The 18,226-nt window shown below is 72.1% G+C and carries 16 protein-coding genes and 1 tRNA gene; 8 read left to right on the forward strand and 9 right to left on the reverse strand.

The annotated features are described in order from the left end of the window. Window positions 1-84: 84 nt before the first annotated feature. Window positions 85-600 (forward strand): inorganic diphosphatase, encoded by a 516-nt coding sequence (locus HALOF300_RS08130; RefSeq protein WP_154795673.1) that lies wholly within the window; start codon window positions 85-87, stop codon window positions 598-600. A gap of 109 nt (window positions 601-709) precedes the next feature. Beyond that, the gene (locus tag HALOF300_RS08135) at window positions 710-1,213 is read left to right on the forward strand and encodes a pyridoxamine 5'-phosphate oxidase family protein (protein ID WP_156740457.1); all 504 of its coding nucleotides are present in this window, start codon (window positions 710-712) and stop codon (window positions 1,211-1,213) included. Between the two features lie 181 nt (window positions 1,214-1,394). On the opposite strand, the gene HALOF300_RS08140 is transcribed toward HALOF300_RS08135, so the two are convergent. After that, the gene (locus tag HALOF300_RS08140; RefSeq protein WP_231955136.1) at window positions 1,395-2,726 is read right to left on the reverse strand and encodes a C40 family peptidase; all 1,332 of its coding nucleotides are present in this window, start codon (window positions 2,724-2,726) and stop codon (window positions 1,395-1,397) included. Between the two features lie 359 nt (window positions 2,727-3,085). Between HALOF300_RS08140 and HALOF300_RS08145 the strand changes: the two genes are divergently transcribed. Together HALOF300_RS08145 and metX are read left to right on the forward strand one after the other, a co-directional pair. Then, window positions 3,086-4,438, forward strand: a complete 1,353-nt coding sequence (locus HALOF300_RS08145; protein WP_231955137.1) for a bifunctional o-acetylhomoserine/o-acetylserine sulfhydrylase — start codon at window positions 3,086-3,088, stop codon at window positions 4,436-4,438. Between the two features lie 76 nt (window positions 4,439-4,514). Next, a complete protein-coding gene (gene metX / locus HALOF300_RS08150; RefSeq protein ID WP_156740460.1) occupies window positions 4,515-5,711 on the forward strand; it encodes a homoserine O-acetyltransferase MetX in 1,197 nt (398 codons plus the stop codon). A 24-nt stretch (window positions 5,712-5,735) separates the two neighbouring features. Here metX and HALOF300_RS08155 read toward each other — a convergent pair whose 3' ends face one another. Beyond that, a complete protein-coding gene (locus HALOF300_RS08155; protein WP_231955138.1) occupies window positions 5,736-6,815 on the reverse strand; it encodes a Gfo/Idh/MocA family protein in 1,080 nt (359 codons plus the stop codon). A gap of 6 nt (window positions 6,816-6,821) precedes the next feature. Here HALOF300_RS08155 and HALOF300_RS08160 point away from each other — a divergent pair, with 6 nt between their 5' ends. Continuing rightward, window positions 6,822-7,526 (forward strand): maleylpyruvate isomerase N-terminal domain-containing protein, encoded by a 705-nt coding sequence (locus HALOF300_RS08160; protein WP_156740461.1) that lies wholly within the window; start codon window positions 6,822-6,824, stop codon window positions 7,524-7,526. On the opposite strand, the gene HALOF300_RS08165 is transcribed toward HALOF300_RS08160, so the two are convergent. From HALOF300_RS08165 to HALOF300_RS08185, 5 genes are all read right to left on the reverse strand, one after another. Continuing rightward, a complete protein-coding gene (locus HALOF300_RS08165; RefSeq protein WP_156740462.1) occupies window positions 7,480-8,976 on the reverse strand; it encodes a hypothetical protein in 1,497 nt (498 codons plus the stop codon). The two genes, HALOF300_RS08160 and HALOF300_RS08165, sit on opposite strands and share 47 nt — an antisense overlap. A 114-nt stretch (window positions 8,977-9,090) precedes the next feature. Continuing rightward, the gene (locus HALOF300_RS08170; protein WP_231955139.1) at window positions 9,091-12,069 is read right to left on the reverse strand and encodes an FAD-binding and (Fe-S)-binding domain-containing protein; all 2,979 of its coding nucleotides are present in this window, start codon (window positions 12,067-12,069) and stop codon (window positions 9,091-9,093) included. A gap of 107 nt (window positions 12,070-12,176) precedes the next feature. After that, window positions 12,177-13,664: a hypothetical protein gene (locus HALOF300_RS08175; protein WP_156740464.1), complete on the reverse strand. Its 1,488-nt coding sequence runs from the start codon at window positions 13,662-13,664 to the stop codon at window positions 12,177-12,179. Between the two features lie 132 nt (window positions 13,665-13,796). Next, entirely contained in the window at window positions 13,797-14,330 is a 534-nt protein-coding gene (locus HALOF300_RS08180) for an RNA polymerase sigma factor (RefSeq protein WP_156740465.1), read from the reverse strand. A 150-nt stretch (window positions 14,331-14,480) separates the two neighbouring features. Further along, window positions 14,481-15,431 (reverse strand): DUF6461 domain-containing protein, encoded by a 951-nt coding sequence (locus tag HALOF300_RS08185; protein WP_156740466.1) that lies wholly within the window; start codon window positions 15,429-15,431, stop codon window positions 14,481-14,483. Between the two features lie 131 nt (window positions 15,432-15,562). On the opposite strand from HALOF300_RS08185, the gene HALOF300_RS08190 reads away from it, so the two are divergent. Further along, window positions 15,563-15,931, forward strand: coding sequence for an ArsR/SmtB family transcription factor (locus HALOF300_RS08190; protein WP_156740467.1), 369 nt, complete (start codon window positions 15,563-15,565; stop codon window positions 15,929-15,931). Next, the gene (locus HALOF300_RS08195) at window positions 15,928-16,452 is read left to right on the forward strand and encodes an SRPBCC domain-containing protein (RefSeq protein WP_156740468.1); all 525 of its coding nucleotides are present in this window, start codon (window positions 15,928-15,930) and stop codon (window positions 16,450-16,452) included. The genes HALOF300_RS08190 and HALOF300_RS08195 overlap by 4 nt, the downstream gene beginning before the upstream one ends. A gap of 66 nt (window positions 16,453-16,518) precedes the next feature. On the opposite strand, the gene HALOF300_RS08200 is transcribed toward HALOF300_RS08195, so the two are convergent. Together HALOF300_RS08200 and HALOF300_RS08205 are read right to left on the reverse strand one after the other, a co-directional pair. Further along, window positions 16,519-17,301 (reverse strand): alpha/beta fold hydrolase, encoded by a 783-nt coding sequence (locus HALOF300_RS08200; protein ID WP_231955140.1) that lies wholly within the window; start codon window positions 17,299-17,301, stop codon window positions 16,519-16,521. A gap of 322 nt (window positions 17,302-17,623) precedes the next feature. Continuing rightward, window positions 17,624-17,696 (reverse strand) — tRNA-Thr (locus HALOF300_RS08205). Window positions 17,697-17,792: 96 nt separating this feature from the next. On the opposite strand from HALOF300_RS08205, the gene HALOF300_RS08210 reads away from it, so the two are divergent. Beyond that, a complete protein-coding gene (locus tag HALOF300_RS08210) occupies window positions 17,793-18,221 on the forward strand; it encodes a hypothetical protein (protein ID WP_156740470.1) in 429 nt (142 codons plus the stop codon). Window positions 18,222-18,226: the final 5 nt, after the last annotated feature.

The following is an 18,226-nucleotide window of genomic DNA, read 5'->3' on the forward strand; positions in this document are numbered from 1 at the left end:
AGGCCACCACCCAGGGTTCCGCACTCCGGGCCAGCGTAGGCCAGACTAGGGCAAGGACCATCAGGCGAGCGGGAAGAGAAGACCGTGGAATTCGACGTCACCATCGAGATCCCCAAGGGACAGCGCAACAAGTACGAGGTGGATCACGAGACGGGACGGATCCGCCTGGACCGGATGCTGTTCACCTCGACGCGGTATCCGGACGACTACGGCTACATCGAGGGCACCCTCGGCGAGGACGGCGACCCGCTCGACGCGCTGGTGCTGCTCGAGGAGCCGACCTTCCCCGGCTGCCTGATCCGGTGCCGCGCCCTCGGCATGTTCAGGATGCGCGACGAGGCCGGCGGCGACGACAAGGTGCTGTGCGTGCCCAAGGGCGACCAGCGCGCGTCCTGGCGCTCCGACATCGACGATGTCTCGGAGTTCCACCGGCTGGAGATCCAGCACTTCTTCGAGGTCTACAAGGACCTCGAGCCCGGCAAGTCCGTCGAGGGCGCGCACTGGGTCGGCCGCGAGGACGCCGAGATCGAGATCCGGCGCTCGTTCCAGCGCGCGATCGACACCGGCTACTCACACCCGCAGCCGCACATCGCGCACTGACCGGACGCGCGACCGGGGGTGGTCTGCGCGGGGTCTGCGCGGTGAGTTTCGAGGACGGCTGGGGTCTGTCCGGGGTGAACCGACCCGACCGACCCCACCTGGAGCCACCATGCCCGGACCCCACCTGTCCCGCCTCGACCCGCGCTACGGCGACGACCCCACGCCGGCGTCCTGGGCTCGCACCGACCAGCTGCTCGCGGACGCGGAGCTGTACTGGCTGAGCACCGTGCGCGCCGACGGGCGCCCGCACGTGACGCCGCTGATCGGGGCCTGGTTCGACGACCGGTTCCACTTCGCCAGCGGGGTCCGGGAGCAGAAGGTGCACAACCTCGTGGCGAATCCGCACGTGGCCGTGACCACCGGGACGAACACGTGGGCCGCGGGCACCGACGTGGTGCTTGAGGGAGCCGCGCAGCGGTTGACGGAGCCGGCGCAGCTGCAGGCGTTCGCCGATGCCACCTTCGCGAAGTACGGCGAGGCCTGGCGTTTCACAGTCCACGGTGACGTCGTGGGCGACGGCGACCACGCGGCCTGGGTGTTCGCGGTGGCACCGACGAAGGTGCTCACGTTCGGCAAGGACCCGCACGCCCAGACGGCGCACCTGTTCGGCTGACCGTTCCGGTGCGGCGGTGCGGCGGTGCGGCCACGCTCACGGTAAGACAGTCAGGCGGGTGAACGTGCGAACGCCGGACGACCTTCCCCGGGTCCTCCGGCGTTCGCTGCTTGTGGTCCATGCCCGCTGTGCCTCGCGGCAGGTCGGAACTGCCTGCCGGAAACTCCCAGGTCGACCCTGACTACGGGCGGCCAGCCATGGGGAGCACGTTGGTCCACCAGATCGGAACGTACTCAACACTCGCACCGGGCCGCGGGGCGTGCACGCGCATACCGTCGCCGGCGTAGATGGCCACGTGGTAGATGCCGCTGGCGCTCCCGTTGTCGGAGTAGAAGATCAGGTCGCCGGGGCGCATCTGGCCGACCGGCACGTGGCTGACGGCCGCGTACTGGGTGGTGGTGGTCCGCGGGATGCTGACGCCGGCGTTCTGGTACGCCCGCATCGTCAAGCCGGAGCAGTCGTAACTGTTCGGTCCCTCCGCGCCGAGCAGGTAGGGCTTGCCGACCTGAGTGAGCGCCCAGGCCAGGGCCGCCGCGCCCGTTCCGGAGCCCGACGTCGGCGGGGTGGGCGTCGGAGCCGGCGGCGCGGGAGTCGACGGCGCGGGCGCGGGCGCGGTCGGCGCCGGAGCCGGGGTCGACGGCGCGGGTGCGGTCGGAGCCGGCGTCACCGGTGCAGCCGGCGTAGGGGCGACAGGCGAAGCCGGCGTCGCGGCTGGGGTGGCGACCGGAGCACTGATCGCGGCCGCGGCGGCCGCGTTCTCGCGCTCGCGCTGCTGCGCCTCGAGGGCGGTCTGGCGCTCGGCCTCGAGCTCGGCCGTGGTGTTGCGCAGCGTGGCGAGTTCGTTGATGAGGGCGCCGCGCTCGGACTGGGTCGTCTCAAGCGTGGTCTGCGCCGTGAACGCAGCCGCGTCGGCGGCGTCGGACGTCTCCTCGAGCTCCGCGGTGGCCGCCTCCTGCTCGGCGACGGCGTCATCGGCCCGCTGCTGCATGATGTCGGCGACCAGCTCGGCCGCGTCCAGCCTGCCGAGCGCGTCGGTGGCGCTCCCGCCGAGGCGGTCGAACGTCGTGGCGCCGTTGACCGCGTCCTGGACGCCGTCGGCGGAGAGGAATACGGACAACTGCTGAAGATCTCCGCCGTTACGGTAGGCGGCAGTGGCAATCCGGGCCACCTCCTGGCTCGCGGCGAGGACGTCGGCATCGGCCCGGTCGGATGCGGCCTGCGCGGCGTCCGCATCCTGCTGTGCGGTCTCCAGGTCGACGGCGGCCTGGTTGTAGGCCTCGGCGGCGACGGCCGCATCGATGTTCGCGGCGTCGAGCGCAGCAGCGTTGGTGGCCAGCTGTACCTCGAGGGTGGCGATCTGGGAGGCCGTGCTGTCCGCCGCGGCCTGCGAGTCGTCGATGTCGTCCTGGCTCGGGATCGTCGGCTCAGCGGCCGCCGATCCGACCGCCAGGGTGCCCGCAAGCACAACGGAGCCGAGAACGGCGACCAGTCGTCGCCCATGTCGTGCTCTCACCGATCAGTCTCCGTCCGTTCCAGTGCCGACCGAATCGTTTCCCCACGCTTGAACTACACCCATGTAATTTTTGGTCCGGGTCTATTCGGCGTGTCGGGTTGACGGTTCGTCGCTATCCGCGCCTCAACGTAGCGGAACTTGTTGAATTTGTGAACACGAGTCCCAACCTTCACATCAGTCACACCAGCCACATCGATGGATCTCCGCGGAACCGCGCCGATACCGTCTGGGCACCTGCCAGGACACCCACCGTCTCGACATGTGGGATTTGCCAGTTGCCCCTTGGGACCGCACCTATCGTGGGAAACCATCCATCCAGAGCCTGCCCCCACACCCCTTCACCCTCACCGGAGAGAACCTTGAGCGAGAACTGGAACTTCGAGACCCGCCAGATCCACGCCGGGCAGAGCCCCGACGGCCAGACCGGCGCCCGCGCCGTGCCGATCTACCAGACGACGTCCTTCGTCTTCAAGAACACCGAAGAGGCAGCCAACCGGTTCGCGCTGGCGGACCTGGGGCCGATCTACACCCGCATCGGCAACCCGACCGCGGCGACCGCCGAGGACCGCATCGCCTCCCTTGAGGGTGGCGTCGGAGCCCTCCTGGTCGCCTCCGGGCAGGCTGCGGAGACGCTCGCGATCCTGAACGTCGCCGAGGCGGGCGACCACATCGTCGCCAGCCCCAGCCTGTACGGCGGCACCTACAACCTGCTCCACTACACCCTGCCCAAGCTCGGCATCTCGACCACATTCGTCGAGAACCCGGACGACCCGGAGTCCTGGCGCGCAGCGGCCCAGGAGAACACGAAGCTGTTCTTCGGCGAGACCATCCCGAACCCGAAGGGCGACGTCCTCGACATCGAGGCCGTGGCGAACGTGGCACACGAGGTCGGTGTGCCGCTGTTCGTCGACAACACCGTCGGCACGCCCTACCTGGTGCGCCCGATCGAGTTCGGCGCCGACGTCGTGATCCACTCCACCACCAAGTACCTGGGCGGCCATGGCACCCAGATCGGCGGTGTGATCGTCGATGGCGGCACCTTCGACTACGCCCAGCACCCGGAGCGCTTCCCGAACTACAACACTCCGGACCCGAGCTACCACGGCCTCACCTACGCCAAGGACCTCGGCGTCGGTGGCGCGTTCGGCGTGAACCTCTCGTTCATCCTCAAGGCCCGCGTCCAGCTGCTTCGTGACCTCGGTCCCGCGGCCAGCCCGTTCAACGCGTTCCTGCTGCTCCAGGGCCTGGAGACCCTCTCCCTACGGGTTGAGCGGCACGTGGAGAACACCCGGAAGGTGGCGGCGTACCTCGAGGCGCACCCGCAGGTCCTCTCCGTGAACTACGCCGGTCTGGCGTCGAGCCCGTACCACGCGCTCGCGCAGAAGTACCTGCCCAAGGGCGCCGGGGCAGTGCTCGCGTTCGAGATCGAGGGCGGCGTCGATGCCGGCCGTGCGTTCGTGGACGGCCTGGACCTGCACTCCCTGGTCGCCAACATCGGCGACGTGCGCTCCCTGGTGATCCACCCCGCCTCGACGACCCACAGCCAGCTGACGCCCGAGGAACAGGCCGCCAGCGCCGTCACCCCCGGGCTGGTGCGCCTGGCGGTGGGCCTCGAGCACATCGACGACATCATCGCGGACCTGGACAAGGGGTTCACGGTGGCGTCCGGATCGGGTGCGCGCGAGGGCGCAGCCGAGCCGGCCAGCATCTGAGCCGGCACGGCATCCACTGAGCGAAGAGGGGCGGGGACGAACTACCGTGGACGCAGCCCAGCAGACGGAGGTGGCGATGAGCGAGTCAGGACGACGCGCGAACCGTCCGTCGGCGCGCACGCGAACGCCCGGTGGTCCGATCCCCGCCTCGGCCGCGTGGCGGGAGGGCGACCCGGTAGGCCGGCGCCAGTTCGCCGACCTCGGCCCACTGCATCTCGAGGCGGGCGGGAAGCTGCCCGAGGTCCGGATCGGGTACGAGACCTGGGGCACGCTCAACGCCCGGGCCGACAACGCGGTCCTGGTGCTGCACGCCCTCACCGGGGACTCCCACATCACCGGTGCGGCCGAACCGGGGCACCCCACAGCCGGTTGGTGGTCGGACATGGTCGGGCCCGGGCGCCCGATCGACACCGACCGCTACTACGTGGTCGCACCGAACGTGCTCGGGGGCTGCCAGGGCAGCACCGGCCCGTCCTCGGACGCACCGAACGGCACCCCTTGGGGCAGCCGCTTCCCCTACGTGACCGTGCGCGATCAGGTGGCCGCGGAGCGGGAGCTCGCCGATCGGCTCGGCGTCGGCACCTGGGCGCTGGTCATCGGCGCCTCCATGGGTGGGCACCGCGCCCTCGAATGGGCGGTCGGCGAGCCGGACCGGGTTGCCGCGGTGGCCGCTATCGCGACGTCCGCGCAGAGCACCGCGGACCAGATCGCCTGGGCGCACGCACAGCTCGGCGCGATCCGCTCCGACCCGCGCTACCGGGGCGGCGACTACTACGACGCCGCCGATGACGACGGACCGCACGCCGGGCTGGGCATCGCCCGGCAGATCGCCCACACCACCTACCGCAGTGCCCGCGAACTGGACGAACGCTTCGGACGACTGCCGCAGGGCGGCGAGAACCCGCTCGGCGGCGGCGGCCGGTTCGCCGTGCAGTCCTACCTGGACCACCACGCGAACAAGCTCGCCCGCCGCTTCGACGCGAACTCCTACGTGGTGCTCACCGAGTCGATGAACACCCACGACGTGGGCCGCGACCGAGGTGGCGTGGATTCCGCGCTCGCCTCGATCACTGCACGCACCCTCGCGGTCGCCGTCGACTCCGACCGGCTCTTCCTGCCGAGCCAGTCCGAACGGATCGCCGAGGGAGCCCCGGACGGCACCTACCGAGTGCTCCACTCGGACTACGGTCACGACGGCTTCCTGATCGACTTCGACCAACTCGGCCCGATCATCGCCGAGTTCCTCGGCAACCGCGCCTACCTGACCCGCTGAACCTCCGCCGTCGAGCCGTGCGCCTCAGCGCTCGTGCAGCGCGACCCCCAGCTGGTCCGCCGACTGCTGCAGCACCGACTGCACCGCGAGCGTGTCAGACCAGGGCATGACCTCGCTCTGTACCGCGCCGGCCGCCAGGGCCCGGTTCACCTCGTCGAACTCCAGCGCGTACCCGGCGCCGTCGGGTGCCAGGTCGAACGGCTGCGGGTCGGCGCCGGACCGGTGCAGCACGAGCGAGGTGGGGTGGTGGAACCGTGGCGGGATGTCGATCCAGCCGTCGGTTCCGAAGATCCGGCCCTGACCCGGCAGCGGCAGCCGGAACGAGGTGAGCAGGCTCGCAGCGCGCCCGTCCGGGTAGCCGAGGCTGATCGCAGCCTCGGCGTCCACGCCGGTCTCGAGCAAGGTCCCGGTGGCCGTGACGGTCTCGGGGGCGCCGAGGAAGTGCTGCGCGAAGGAGACCACATAGACGCCGAGGTCGAGCAGCGCCCCACCCCCGAGCTCGAGCGCGAACAGCCGGTCCGCCGCATCGAACTCACGGCGCACCCCGAGGTCGGCCTGGACCGCCCGGACCTCGCCGATCGCGCCGTCGGCGATCAGTTCCCGCGCCCGCACGAGGGCCGGCTGGAACCTCGTCCACATGGCCTCCATGACGAACGTGCCGGACTCGCGGGCCGCAGCGAACACCTGCTCGGCGCCGGCCAGCGTGGCCGTGAACGACTTCTCCACGAGCACCGCCTTGCCGGCGCGGGCCGCCGCGACCGCCTGGCGGGCGTGGTCGGAGTGCGGTGTGGCGATGTAGACGGCGTCCACCTCGGGGTCGGCGAGGAGGGCCTCGTGGGAGCCGTGTGACCGGATCGGCGTGCCGAGCGAGGCGCCGTGCTCGGCGGCGAACGCCTGCGCCCGCTCCAGGGAGGAGGACCCGACGGCCGTGAGCACCCCGCCGTCGACCTGCCCGAAGTCGGCGGCCACCTTGGCCGCGATCCGGCCCGGCCCGAGGATCCCCCAGCGCACCTGCGTCATGTCCCGCCCATCTCCCGCGATCGCCGTCGCGTTGTCCGTCACCCGCTGCCGGTGGCGCGCGAGGCGCGCCGGTTCCGCCATCATGGTGGCATGCCGACACCGCTGCCGACGCTGACCGCCGAACTACGGGACCAGTGGGACCTGCTCCGGAGCAGACTCGACGACCTCGACGACGATGTGCTCGCCGAGCCGAGCGCGGTCGCGGGCTGGAGCGTCGCCGAGCTGGTGGCCCACCTCGGGCGTGCCATGGCGGTGTTCTCCAGCTGCGAGCCGCAGCCAGGTGACGTCGAGCCCTTGCCGCTCGAGGAGTACGTGCGCGGGTACGCGATGGGTGCGGACGAGATCTCCCGTGGGACGAAGGCCCTCGCGGCCGAACTGGGTGACGACCTCCTGCCCCGCCTGGACGAGCTCGCGGAGGCGGCGTTCGACCGGCTCGCCGCCCTCACCGAGTCCGGACCGGACGCCGTGGTCCTCGCCCGCCGCGGGCCGATCACGGTGCGAGACCTCGTGCTGACCAGGATCATCGAACTCGTGGCGCACGGGTACGACCTCGCCACCGACCTGCCTGCCCCGGTGCCGGTCGACGCCGGGGCCCGCAAGATCGCCGCGCAGGCACTGCTCGATGCGCTCAACCGCGTCAGCGGCTATGACCTGCAGGTGGGGGACGAGGCGGCCTGGATCAAGGCGGCGACGGGCCGCATCACCTGGCCCGACGCCGTGGCCGCCGCGGCGCTGCGACCCGAGTACCTCAGTGACGGCCTGCCCGACGTGAGCCGTTTTCTTCCGTTGATCTGAGCGCTCGACGGCTCGGCTCGCCACCCTGGCCGGGCGGGACCGCACTGGTGCGGTGGTGTTCGGCGCGGGTGGTCCTGATGACCTCGGCGCGGGCGTCGGCCAGTGCAAGGCCGCCCTCGGCGAAGCGCCACTGGGACCAGGCATCCGCCGGTTCGTGACCGAGCAGATGCGCGGCGGCGGACCCGAGCTCGCCGTGCTCGGCGCCACCCGCGAGCACCACCACGCCGTCCTCGCGGAGCCACGCCGGATGGTCGTGCTCTCTCGAACGGAGCACGATGCGCACCGGAGCGTCCACCAGCGCCGCGACGGCGCGCAGGTTCTCCGAGGCCCGCACCGGCTCCGGCTCGCGTCGAACCGGCGGGCGGGCCTCCGGCCGTGCGACCGGCTCGGGTCGGGGAGCGAAGCGGGACTCGCGCTCGGCGGCCGGAGCAGGCCGATCGGTCGGAGCCGGCCGGTCGACCGGCTCGGGCCGGTTGAGCGGGCCGGGCCCGTTGCCCGTTGCCGGATGGTCGACCGGCACAGGTGGGCTGACCGGCACGGGTGGGCTGACCGGGGCCGGTGGGCTGACCGGGACCGAGCGGTCAGCCGGAGCGGGCGGACCGAACGGAGCGGGCGGCGTCGACGGGTCGGACGGACCGGCTGGTGTGGCCGCCGCCGGCCGTGCCCAGGGCTGGGCCGGGGCCGGCTGGGCCGGGGCCGGCTGGGCCGGGGCCGGCTGGGCCGGGGCCGGCTGGGCTGCCGGGCCGGCACCCGCGCCGTGCACACCGACGTCCTGCGCACCCACACGCTGCACATCGACGCCGTGCGCACCCGCGGCAGCCCCACCCGATGCGGCACCACCGGCGTCGGCGCCCGAGGCGACCGGAGTACCGGCGAGCGGCGCGAGCTCGGGCACCGCCGCGCCGTCGAACACCCGCAACCGGGCCGGCGCCACGTCGGCGACCTCGAGCAGCGGGGCACCGGTCGGCGTCTCCCGGACGTCCACCGCGACAACCCGCACGCCGTGCAGCACCCGCAGGCCGGAGAGCACCTCCGAGGACACGTCGCCGGCGAGCAGGTACAGCTGCGGTCCGGGCCGAGGTCCCGCCGGCCGGGCCTCCCGGAACGCGTTCCAGTCCCTCCGGAATCCGGGGACGCCGGCGCGGTAGCGGCCCGCGATGGTCAGCCAGGGCGCCGCCGCATTCTCACCGGCCCGGGCCAGGGCGCGCATCAGGGTGGTCGAGTCGACCCGGTCCACGACCACCGCGGTGACCACCTGACCGGCCGGGTCCATAGCGGTCAGCACGGGCTCGGCGCCGTCGCTCCAGCTGATCGGGAACAGATCCGCCTCGAGCACGTCGAGCAGATACCGGCGCAACGCCGATTTCAGCTCGGGGGTCAATCGGCTCGGGCCCTGCCTTCCGAACGTCGCTGGGACGAGGTGTCCGGACTCGAACGCGAATGACGGCATCGGCAAGGGTCTCTTCTGATGGCAGCGGGGGGCGCGGCGAGCCTCTCGTAAAGGCGCGCCGTCCAATCTGACTCTCCTGCCCCGCCGCCCATTCTGACACTCCTGGCGCAGGGATCAAGGGCGCCGGAGCAACTGGGCCAGTTGCATTCCGGTAACACCTGCCAACTGCTGCGCCTGGGTGCGGCAGGAGTACCCGTCGGCGAGGTAGACGGCCCCCTCGGGCGCCTCCCGCAGGGCCGGCAGCAGGGCCTGCTCGGCCACCGCGACGGAGACGTCGTAGTGCCCCTTCTCCATGCCGAAGTTCCCCGCCAGCCCGCAGCAGGTGCCGAGCGTCGACACCTGCGCACCGGCCCGGCGCAGCACCTCCAGGTCCGCGTCGTAGCCCATCACGGCGTGCTGGTGGCAGTGCGGCTGGGCGATCACCTGCAGCCCGGACAGCTCCGGCGGCGCCCAGTCCGCGGGCCCGAGCGGGGCGGGCGCGGTCAGCAGCTCCGCGAGCGTGTAGGTGCCCTTCGCCAGGGCCGTCGCACGGGGATCGTCGGGGAACAGGTCCGGCAGGTCCGAGCGCAGCACCGCCGTGCAGGACGGCTCGATACCGACGATCGGGATGCCCGCCTCGGCGTAGGGGCCGAGTACGTCCATCGTCTGGCGAAGGCGCGCCCGGGCGCCGTCGAGCTGCCCGGTCGAGATCCAGGTGAGACCGCAGCAGGCGCTCGCCTCCGGCATCCGCACCGTGTACCCGGCCTGCTCGAGCACCTCGACCATGGCGCGGGCGCCGGTGGTATCCAGGTGCTCGGAGAACGAGTCCGCCCAGAGCAGCACCTCGGTCGAGCCCGAGGCAATGCCCGACGGCGGAGCCTGGCCGGGCGCCGCCGTCGCCCGGGTCGTGGATGCGGCCGTGTCGCGGGCTGCGCCCGGGGCGGCGCGGGTGGCGCCGGCACCGCCCGCGGCAGCACGGGGCAGGTCGCGTGCCCGCTTGCGCCACCACCGACTGAAGGGCTGATCCGCGAACGTGACCATCCGTCGTCGGGTATCCATGCCACCGCCAGCGAGCACGAGCTTCGCGATCGGACGCACCCCAAGGACCGCGTTCACCAGGGCGGACACGCCCGGCACGGACGTGATCAGGCGGGCCCACCTGGGTAGCCAGCCGAGCGCGTAGTGGCTGATGGGCCGAACCTTGCCGCGGTAGCTGCGGTGTAGTACCTCGGACTTGTACTGGGCCATGTCCACCCCGGCCGGGCAGTCCGAGGAGCACGCCTTGCAGGACAGGCACAGATCGAGGGAGTCGTGCACCTCGGGCGCGTCCCAGCCGTTCACGAGGGTGCCGTTGGCCATCTCCTGGAGCACCCGGGCGCGGCCGCGGGTGGAGTCCTTCTCATCCCGGGTGGCCAGGTAGGACGGGCACATGAAGGAACCGGCGTCCGTGAGGTCCGCCCGGCACTTGCCCACGCCCACGCACCGGTGCACGGCCGTGGTGAAGTCGCCGTCGTCGTGGGCGAACGAGTAGCCGGAGCCGGACAGCATCGGCAGCGGGCGGGCGTGCGGGCGGCGCAGGTCATCGTCGACGGCCCGGGGCCGCACCACGACGCCCGGGTTGAGCAGGTCCTCGGGGTCGAAGAGCGCCTTGACCGCCTCGAACGCCGCGATCGCCTCGGCCGAGTACATCAGCGGCAGCAGCTCGCCCCGGGCGCGGCCGTCCCCGTGCTCACCCGAGAGGGAACCACCATGGGAGGCCACCAGTCTGGCCGCGTCGAGCATGAAGGCCCGGAACTGCGCGGTGCCGGCCTCGTCGGTCATCGGGAAGTCGACGCGCACGTGGATACAGCCGTCCCCGAAGTGCCCGTACGGCAGACCGGACACCCCGTAGGAGTCCATCAGCGCCTCGAACTCGCGCAGGTAGGTGCCGAGCCGCTCGGGCGGCACCGCGGCATCCTCCCAGCCCGGCCACGCCTGCGCACCGGTCGCGGTGCGCCCGGCCAGGCCGGCGCCATCGGCGCGGATCTGCCACATCGCGGTCGCGTCCGGTCCGGGCGGCATGATCCGGGCCGCGTCCGTGCCGGAGTCCGCGACGATCGCCTGGGCGGAGGTGAGCGCGGCCTCGGGGGTCTCGCCGCCCACCTCCACGAGCAGCCACCCGGCGCCCGGCGGGAGCTCCGGGACGGAGTCGGAGCCCTTGTGCGCGCGCACCACGTCGACGAGCTTCGCGTCCAGCCCCTCGATCGCGAGCGGCGCGTGCGCGAGCATCGCGGGCACGGCGTCGGCGGCCGCGGGCATGTCCGGGTAGCCGAGGGCGACGAGCACCGGCGAGCTCGGGATCGGCACCAGCTTCACGGTCGCCTCGAGGATCGTGACCAGGGTGCCCTCCGTCCCGACCAGGAACTTCGCAAGGTCGGTGCCGTGCTCGGGAAGCAGGTGCTCGAGGGAGTATCCGGAGACCTGGCGGCCGAACCGGCCGAACTCGGTGCGGATCAGGGCCAGACGGGACCGGACCAGGTCCGCCAGGCCGGGGATCTCGTCGAGGGCACCGGCCCCGGTGCTCGTGGTGTACCGCCGCCCGGTGCCGTCCACGACGTCCAGGGCGATCGTGTTGTCCACCGTGCGCCCGTACGCGACCGCGTGCGGGCCGCAGGCGTTGTTGCCGATCATGCCGGCCAGGGTGGCCCGGGCCTGGGTGGACGGGTCCGGTCCGAACCGGAGGCCGTGCGGCTTCGCGGCGGCCTGCAGGTCCGACATCACGACGCCCGGCTGTACGCGGGCGGTTCGGGCGACCGGGTCGATCTCGAGGATCTTGTTCAGGTGCCGGGAGAAGTCGATCACGATGCCGGGCCCGACGGCGTTGCCCGCCACCGAGGTGCCGCCGCCCCGGGAGGTCACGGGACTCTTGTGCGCGCGGGCGGTGGCGAGGATCGCGAGGACGTCCTCGGTGCTGCGTGGGAAGACCACCACCTGCGGCGGCACCCGGTAGTTGGACGCGTCGGTGGCGTACTCCGACCGGCGCCGCGCGGAGGCGTCGACCTCCCCGGTGATCGCGCGGTCCAGGGCCGCGACCAGGTCAGCCAGCTCGGGCGCCACGGGGGGATTCGTGCTCACGGTCGACACGCTCGTCAGTTTCCCACGCCGGCGCCGTGTCCCGCGTGCGGCGTCCGCCCTCTGATCCCGCCCGCCCGGGCCCCCTCCGGCCCGGGCGAGCGGTGGTCTCATTCGGCGCTGAAGTCCAGCCCCGCGTCGGCGACGGCGTTGACGGTCCAGGTCCCGCCGTCGGTGTCGTACAGGCGCCAGGCCGGCACCAGGACCACCGAGCCGTCGTTCTGGTGGACCGACATCAGGACGAGCTCCGATCCGTTGACCGTCACCTGCTGCACCGGCCAGTCGATCGGGGCGCCGGGCTCAGCTGGGACCGGGGCCGCGGTCGGCGGCTCGCCGGAATCGACCGGTTCGTCCGCGGGACCGACGCCCGGTGCCTGCGCCGGCTCCTGAGCGGCGGCGTCGGGCGCGGTCTCGCCGCCGGATTCCTCCGCGGCCGAGCCCTCCGCCGCGTCCGCCGAGCCGTCCCGGGCGATGGCGGGTCCATCCTGGGCCGCGGCGAACGGCATCATCCCGCCGCCGAAGGCACCGAACCTCGGGTCGGTGAGCCGGGCCACGGCCTCGGTCGGCGAGACCACGTCGTAGGTGCCGAGCGAGTAGACGTCCGCCAGCGATCCCCAGATGGACGCGATGCCGCCGGTCGTGACGGTGAACTGCCACCCGACCACACCGTCCAGCGAGCCCGCGCCGATCGAGGGGGTGGCAACCACGTTCGTCGCGTGCTCCCCCGGCTCCGTGGTGCTCCAGTTGAAGTCGTCGACATCGACGCCTGCCGCGGTCAGGACCTCCTGTGCGGCGGCGATCGCCTCGTCCTGCCCGGCCGCGACCTGCTCGTTGCCGCAGTCGATCGAGTCGGAGTCTGCGTCCGGTTCGATCTGCTCGATCTCAGCACACAGCCATGGATCCACGCTCGGGTCGGTGTAGCTGGTGGACGCCGTGCCATCGACGTACACCGACAGCACCGGCCCGCCCGCCTCCCAGGATCCGACCGCCCAGACTCCGTCGGCGAGGACCGGCTCCCCCTCGAGCCCGAGCGCCTGGGCGAACTGCGCGACCCGCTCGGTCGTCAGTGCCGCGGTCGGGTCCAGACCATAGGCCTCGGCCGCCGAACCGTCCGTCGAGAGCCCGGCCGCGGTGAACTCGGTCCGCCCGTACCCGGCGAACATCCGGTCCGCCTGCGTCATGTCGGCGCCGAACGCCTCCGACGCCACCGACGGATCGGCAGCCTCACCTGAGGAATCACCTGCCGTGCCGCCCCCCGCAACGGTCGTGCCGCCGTCGTCCTGTGGTCCGCCCGCGGCACCGAGCGCATATCCGCCACCACCGAACACCGCGAGCGCGGCGACCGACGCCGCGACGAGCAGCCCCCGTCGGCCCCGTCCGGCGGCCGTGCGGCGCGTCCGTGCGCCGAGGAGTTCGTCGTCGTGCTCGGTGTCCTCGTGGTTGCCGTTGCCGCCCTCGTGACCGTCGCCCAGCTCGCCGACGCGTGCGGTCACCGCGAGCCGGAGCGCGTCGAGATCCGGGCTGGACCCGGCCGCCGGGTCAGCGGCGCGCAGGCGTCGCAATGCCTCGTCGGTACCCTCGGGGCCGTCGGTGCTCATCTGCTGTCCTCTCACCTGGGGGCGGGTGCCGCTTCGTCCCGGCGGGCAACCCTGCGTCCCCTCTGCCCTGCCTGTGTGCCGTCGACGGCGGATGTTGCGTCGGGCGTTCGGCGCACCGGTGTGGGCCGTGCGTCAGGCGCTGACGCGCTCGTCCCAGGCGGTGCGCAACCGCGCCCGGGCGCGGGACAGGGCCGCGGCTGCTCCACCGCGGCCGATACCGAGTGCGGCGGCCAGCTCCTCGCCGTCGAGGCCCTCCCAGGCGTGCAGCATCAGGACGTGCCGGTCCCGGACACTGAGGGCCGCGAGCGCCTCGGTCACCTGGGTGTCCGCGACCACGAGGTCCGCCGGGTCCGCGGCGTACTCGCCGTCGACGTCGTCCGGCAGTGCCTCGACCGGGATCGGACGGCCCTTGCGCCGGTGGTTGGCGAGCACGAACCCGGCCGTCCGGTACAGCCACGGGAGCTCGTGCCCGTCGGGGACGTCGGCACGGCGGCGCCAAGCGGTCGCGAGGACGTCCGCCGTCAGGTCGTCCACGTCATCGCGTGGGGCTCGACGCAGGAAGTACCGGTGGACGGCGCCGGCATGAGCCGCGAAGAGTTCCTCGAACCAGGCGTCCGAGCGCGCGGCGGCACCAGCCACAGTGGCGGGGCCGTCGTGGTCCGTCATCGTCACTCCCGAATGCGCTGGGGGCACGGGCGGGTGCCACGGTGCTCTCAAGATGCCTATGTCCCCATCACCACGATCGTTTCACACGATCGCCGCCGTGTTCGGTCGTCGGCCCGGCGGTGCCTGAGGCGTTGGCGGACCCGGGCGACCTCAGGCTGAGAGGTGCGTGCGGACGCGAGCGAGCAGGCTGGCGAACGCACCGGGGTCGAGCAGGAACGACGCGTCCGCGAGCACGTCCAGAAGAGCGGACGGAGCGTCGGGATTCGTCGCGGCGTAGAGCATCCGCCACAGCACGAGGTCGTTGCCCGCGCCGAGAAAGGCGCGCCGCGCGGCCAGGTCGGCGGCACCGTCGAAGGCTCGGTTCGCGAGGGCCGAGGCCACCTCCGCGCGCTGCTCCGCGCCGACCGCGCCCGCCACCTGGGACATGGCCTGCCAGGTCAGCTCGGTCACGATGCTCCGGTCCGCGGCGACCACCGCGCCGGCGAGCGGCGCCACCTCCTGGTGCCAGGTGCGCCGGGTCGGATGCTGCTCGGGCAGCGGCGGCAGCAGGTGGTAGGCGCAGGGCTGGTTCTGGAGGTGCTGCCACAGTTCTGCCGTCAGCGACAGCCCGGCGAGCCTGGCCTGTGCCCTCAGGCCCCAGGCGATCGCGTCGAGCGGATCCAGATCGGGGCCCGGCAGCCCGAGCGGCCCGGCGAGTTCACGGAACCGCTTCGCGCCGTGTGGCTGCATGTCGTTGATCCCGCCGATGACCGCACCGTTCTCGGCGATCTCGACGTCCGTGAGCATGTTGACGTTCCAGTAGACGCAGACGGCGAGCCCACCCCGCGACGCATGCCGCAGCACCACCGGGTTGACCCCGACGTACCCGTTCGGCTCGACCACCACCACCCGTTCACCGATGGCCGCGACCACGGCCCAGGGCCGCGGCAGGGCCTCCGAGCCGGCCTCCTGCATCCGCGTCGCCGGCAGCACGGGCGTGCCGCGGGCGCCGAACGCCCTGAGCACGGTGGCGCCGTCGACTCCGCGCAGCACGGTGATCGTGGCACCGGCGGCCAGGTCGCTCGCGCCCATCCAGCCCAACGGGTCTGCGGAGTCCGGCATCGTCACTCCTCCTCGGTCGGTGGCGCCATCGTGTCACGCTGGCGCGGCCGGACCCGGGCACGGTGGGGCCGACGGGGCCGGGCCCGGTCGGGCTCTTGACAGATTGGTAACCAATCGGTTACCAACAAGGAATGGATGTCTTCGCCGCCCTCGCGGACCCGGTCCGCCGGGACCTCGTGAGCCGGCTGGCCCGTGGGTCGGCGCGGGTCGTCGACCTCGCGGGCGAGCACGCCATCAGCAGGCCGGCGATCAGCCGGCACCTGCGGGTGCTCGGCGAGGCCGGCCTGGTGACCGCCGACGACATCGGCCGCGAGCGGCACTACCGGTTGGAACGCAGCCGACTGAGGCCGGTGGCCGACTACCTCGCAACCCTTGCGCCGGCACCGCGCTTCGACGAGAGCGCCCTCGACGGACTCGAGCTCGAGGTGCGACGTACCGTCCGCGACCATGCCACGCCCCACTCGGACAGGAACCGAACCACAACGGAGGAGTCAGCATGAGGAGTACACACACGCCCCGGGCCACGGGACGACGAGAGGAACGGGCCGGGACTGCCTACCTCGTCTTCGAACGGACCTTCCGGGCGCCGATCGCGGACGTCTGGGCGGCCACGACCGAGTCGGACCGGCTGGTGCGCTGGATCGGCCACTGGGCGGGAGTCCCCTCCAGTGGTTCGGTGTCGTTCTGGATGACCGCCGAGGCTGCGGACGCACCGGAGGAGACGATCCGCATCGACGTGTGCGACGCGCCCCGACGCCTCGTGATGCGGTCGGCGCGACCCGATGACAGCGCCCTCGAGTGGACCTGGCAGATCGACCTCGCCGAGGCCGACGGCGTCACGACGCTGAAGTTCGCCCAGGAGGTCGGCTCGGACGTCCTGGCGGAGAGCGTGGGGCCGGGGTGGGACTACTACCTGGACCGGATGGTCGCCGCCGAGACGGGCGCCGACCTCGCCGCGATCGACTTCGACCAGTACTACCCGGCGCTCGCGGCGCACTATCGCGCGGAACTCGCCCGGTGACTGCCTGACCGGTCGTCGTCGCCTCCGTCCCGCAGCATCACCGACTGCCCCGTCCGACCGCGCTCATCACCCGCCTGGTGCTCCTCCGCCGTCTGGCTTCGGCTTCGCCTGCGGGTGCAGCGTGCCCCGATGGATCTCGTAGACCGATGCGGTTCCGGGCGAGTCCGGGTCATCGACGATGGGCTCGTCCCGCATGAAGAGCCTGATGGCGTGGGCGAGTTCACCCGGGTGGCTGAAGTTGATCGCGTGCGCAGCGCCCTCGATGATGACGACGAGCACATGGTTGTCGGTCTGCCCGGCGACCTCCCGGATCCGTTCGGCACCTGGCAGCAGCGGGTCGCGGTCGCCGAGCACGACCAGTGTCGGCAACGACAGTTCGAGCAGTCGCTCGAGCGTCGGGTACCGGGTGAGCGCGCGGAACAACCGCACCGTGCTCGGTACGCCGAACCGCAGATAGTCCGGCGTCGCCACGCTGAGCATCTTGGCCGGCTCCCGTCTGCCGTCCTTCGTGAGCTGACCGATCGCGCGTCGGAGCGGCTGGTTCTGGATCCCCCCGGCCGGCGAGACCAGAACGGCGCGATCCAGACGCTCGGGGTACCGGTGCGCGAACTCGCAGATGACCGGACATCCCATCGAGTTGCCCACCAGCGTGGTCGACCTCACCCCGCGGTCGTCCAGGAATCTGGCCGCCGCGTGAGCGAGGTCGGGCACGTCGAGCACATCGCGAGGTCGTCCGCTGCGCCCGAAGCCGGGAAGATCGGGCACATACGTGAGGAACTCGTCCGCGAGCAACTCGGCGGTCGGCAGCAGGTACCGACCGGAAAGCCCGAAGCCGTGCAGGTGCGTCATGACCGGCGCACCCGGCGAAGCCAGAGACGCGCGATAGAACACGTCCACCCCGTCGACCATGGTCCACGTGTCCGTCAGGCTGGACGCGGGCCGTCTCGGATGCAGTCGAGCGCGGTGACGATAACTCGCCCTCTCGGGGTTTCCGGCCATCAGTCTTCCCGTCCGTCACACCGAAACGAGCGCACCGCGGCGGCCCGCTTTGAGGAAAGTCCCACCATCGCCTCGCGATGTCAAGACGGTCGCAGCGCGTCGGCGCCCCGGATCGGACGCAGCAGGGCCTCGACGCCGACTTTCATCAGTGCTGGGGCCGAGTTCCTACCGGAGCCGCCTCAGGGAATCGAACCCTGGTCCCTCTCATGACGAGTGAGACGCTGTGCCGACTGATCCAATGCGGCGGGTGCCCCGCATCTGGAGCGGCGGGGCGCGCACTGCACTGCCGCCATGTGGGACCTGCCTGGGTGAGCCGTGACCGGCGGTGGCACAATGCGACGATGCGGCTTGACTGGGGACGGGGCAACGTGATCCGGCTCGACGGCGTCGAGGTCGCCCAGATCCCGATCTCGCCCTGGAGCAGGACGAGCAAGGCAAGCATCGGTGGCAGACCCTGGAAGCTTCGCCGGGGCAACGACTACCAGGCGACCCCGGACGGCGCCGCCGAGCCGACCTTCTCGGTGCAGCGCGAGCGCGGGAGCAGCACGTCCTGGCACGCGGGCTCCGGCTCGGGCTGGTACGGACTACGCAAGGAGGGCACGCTCTCGGTCGGGCTCACGCTGTGGCGGGCCGGTGCCCAGGTGGGACACACGGGCTACACGGGTGGGTTCCCGAACTACGTCCGGCTGGACTGCGAACCGAGCATTCCGGTGGATGACGCGGTACTGCTCCTGTGGTTCTGGTACGTCCTCGCCGCCTCGTCCCAGTGAGCCTG

This window comes from Occultella aeris (genome assembly GCF_902703175.1).
Taxonomy (GTDB): Bacteria; Actinomycetota; Actinomycetes; order Actinomycetales; family Beutenbergiaceae; genus Occultella; species Occultella aeris.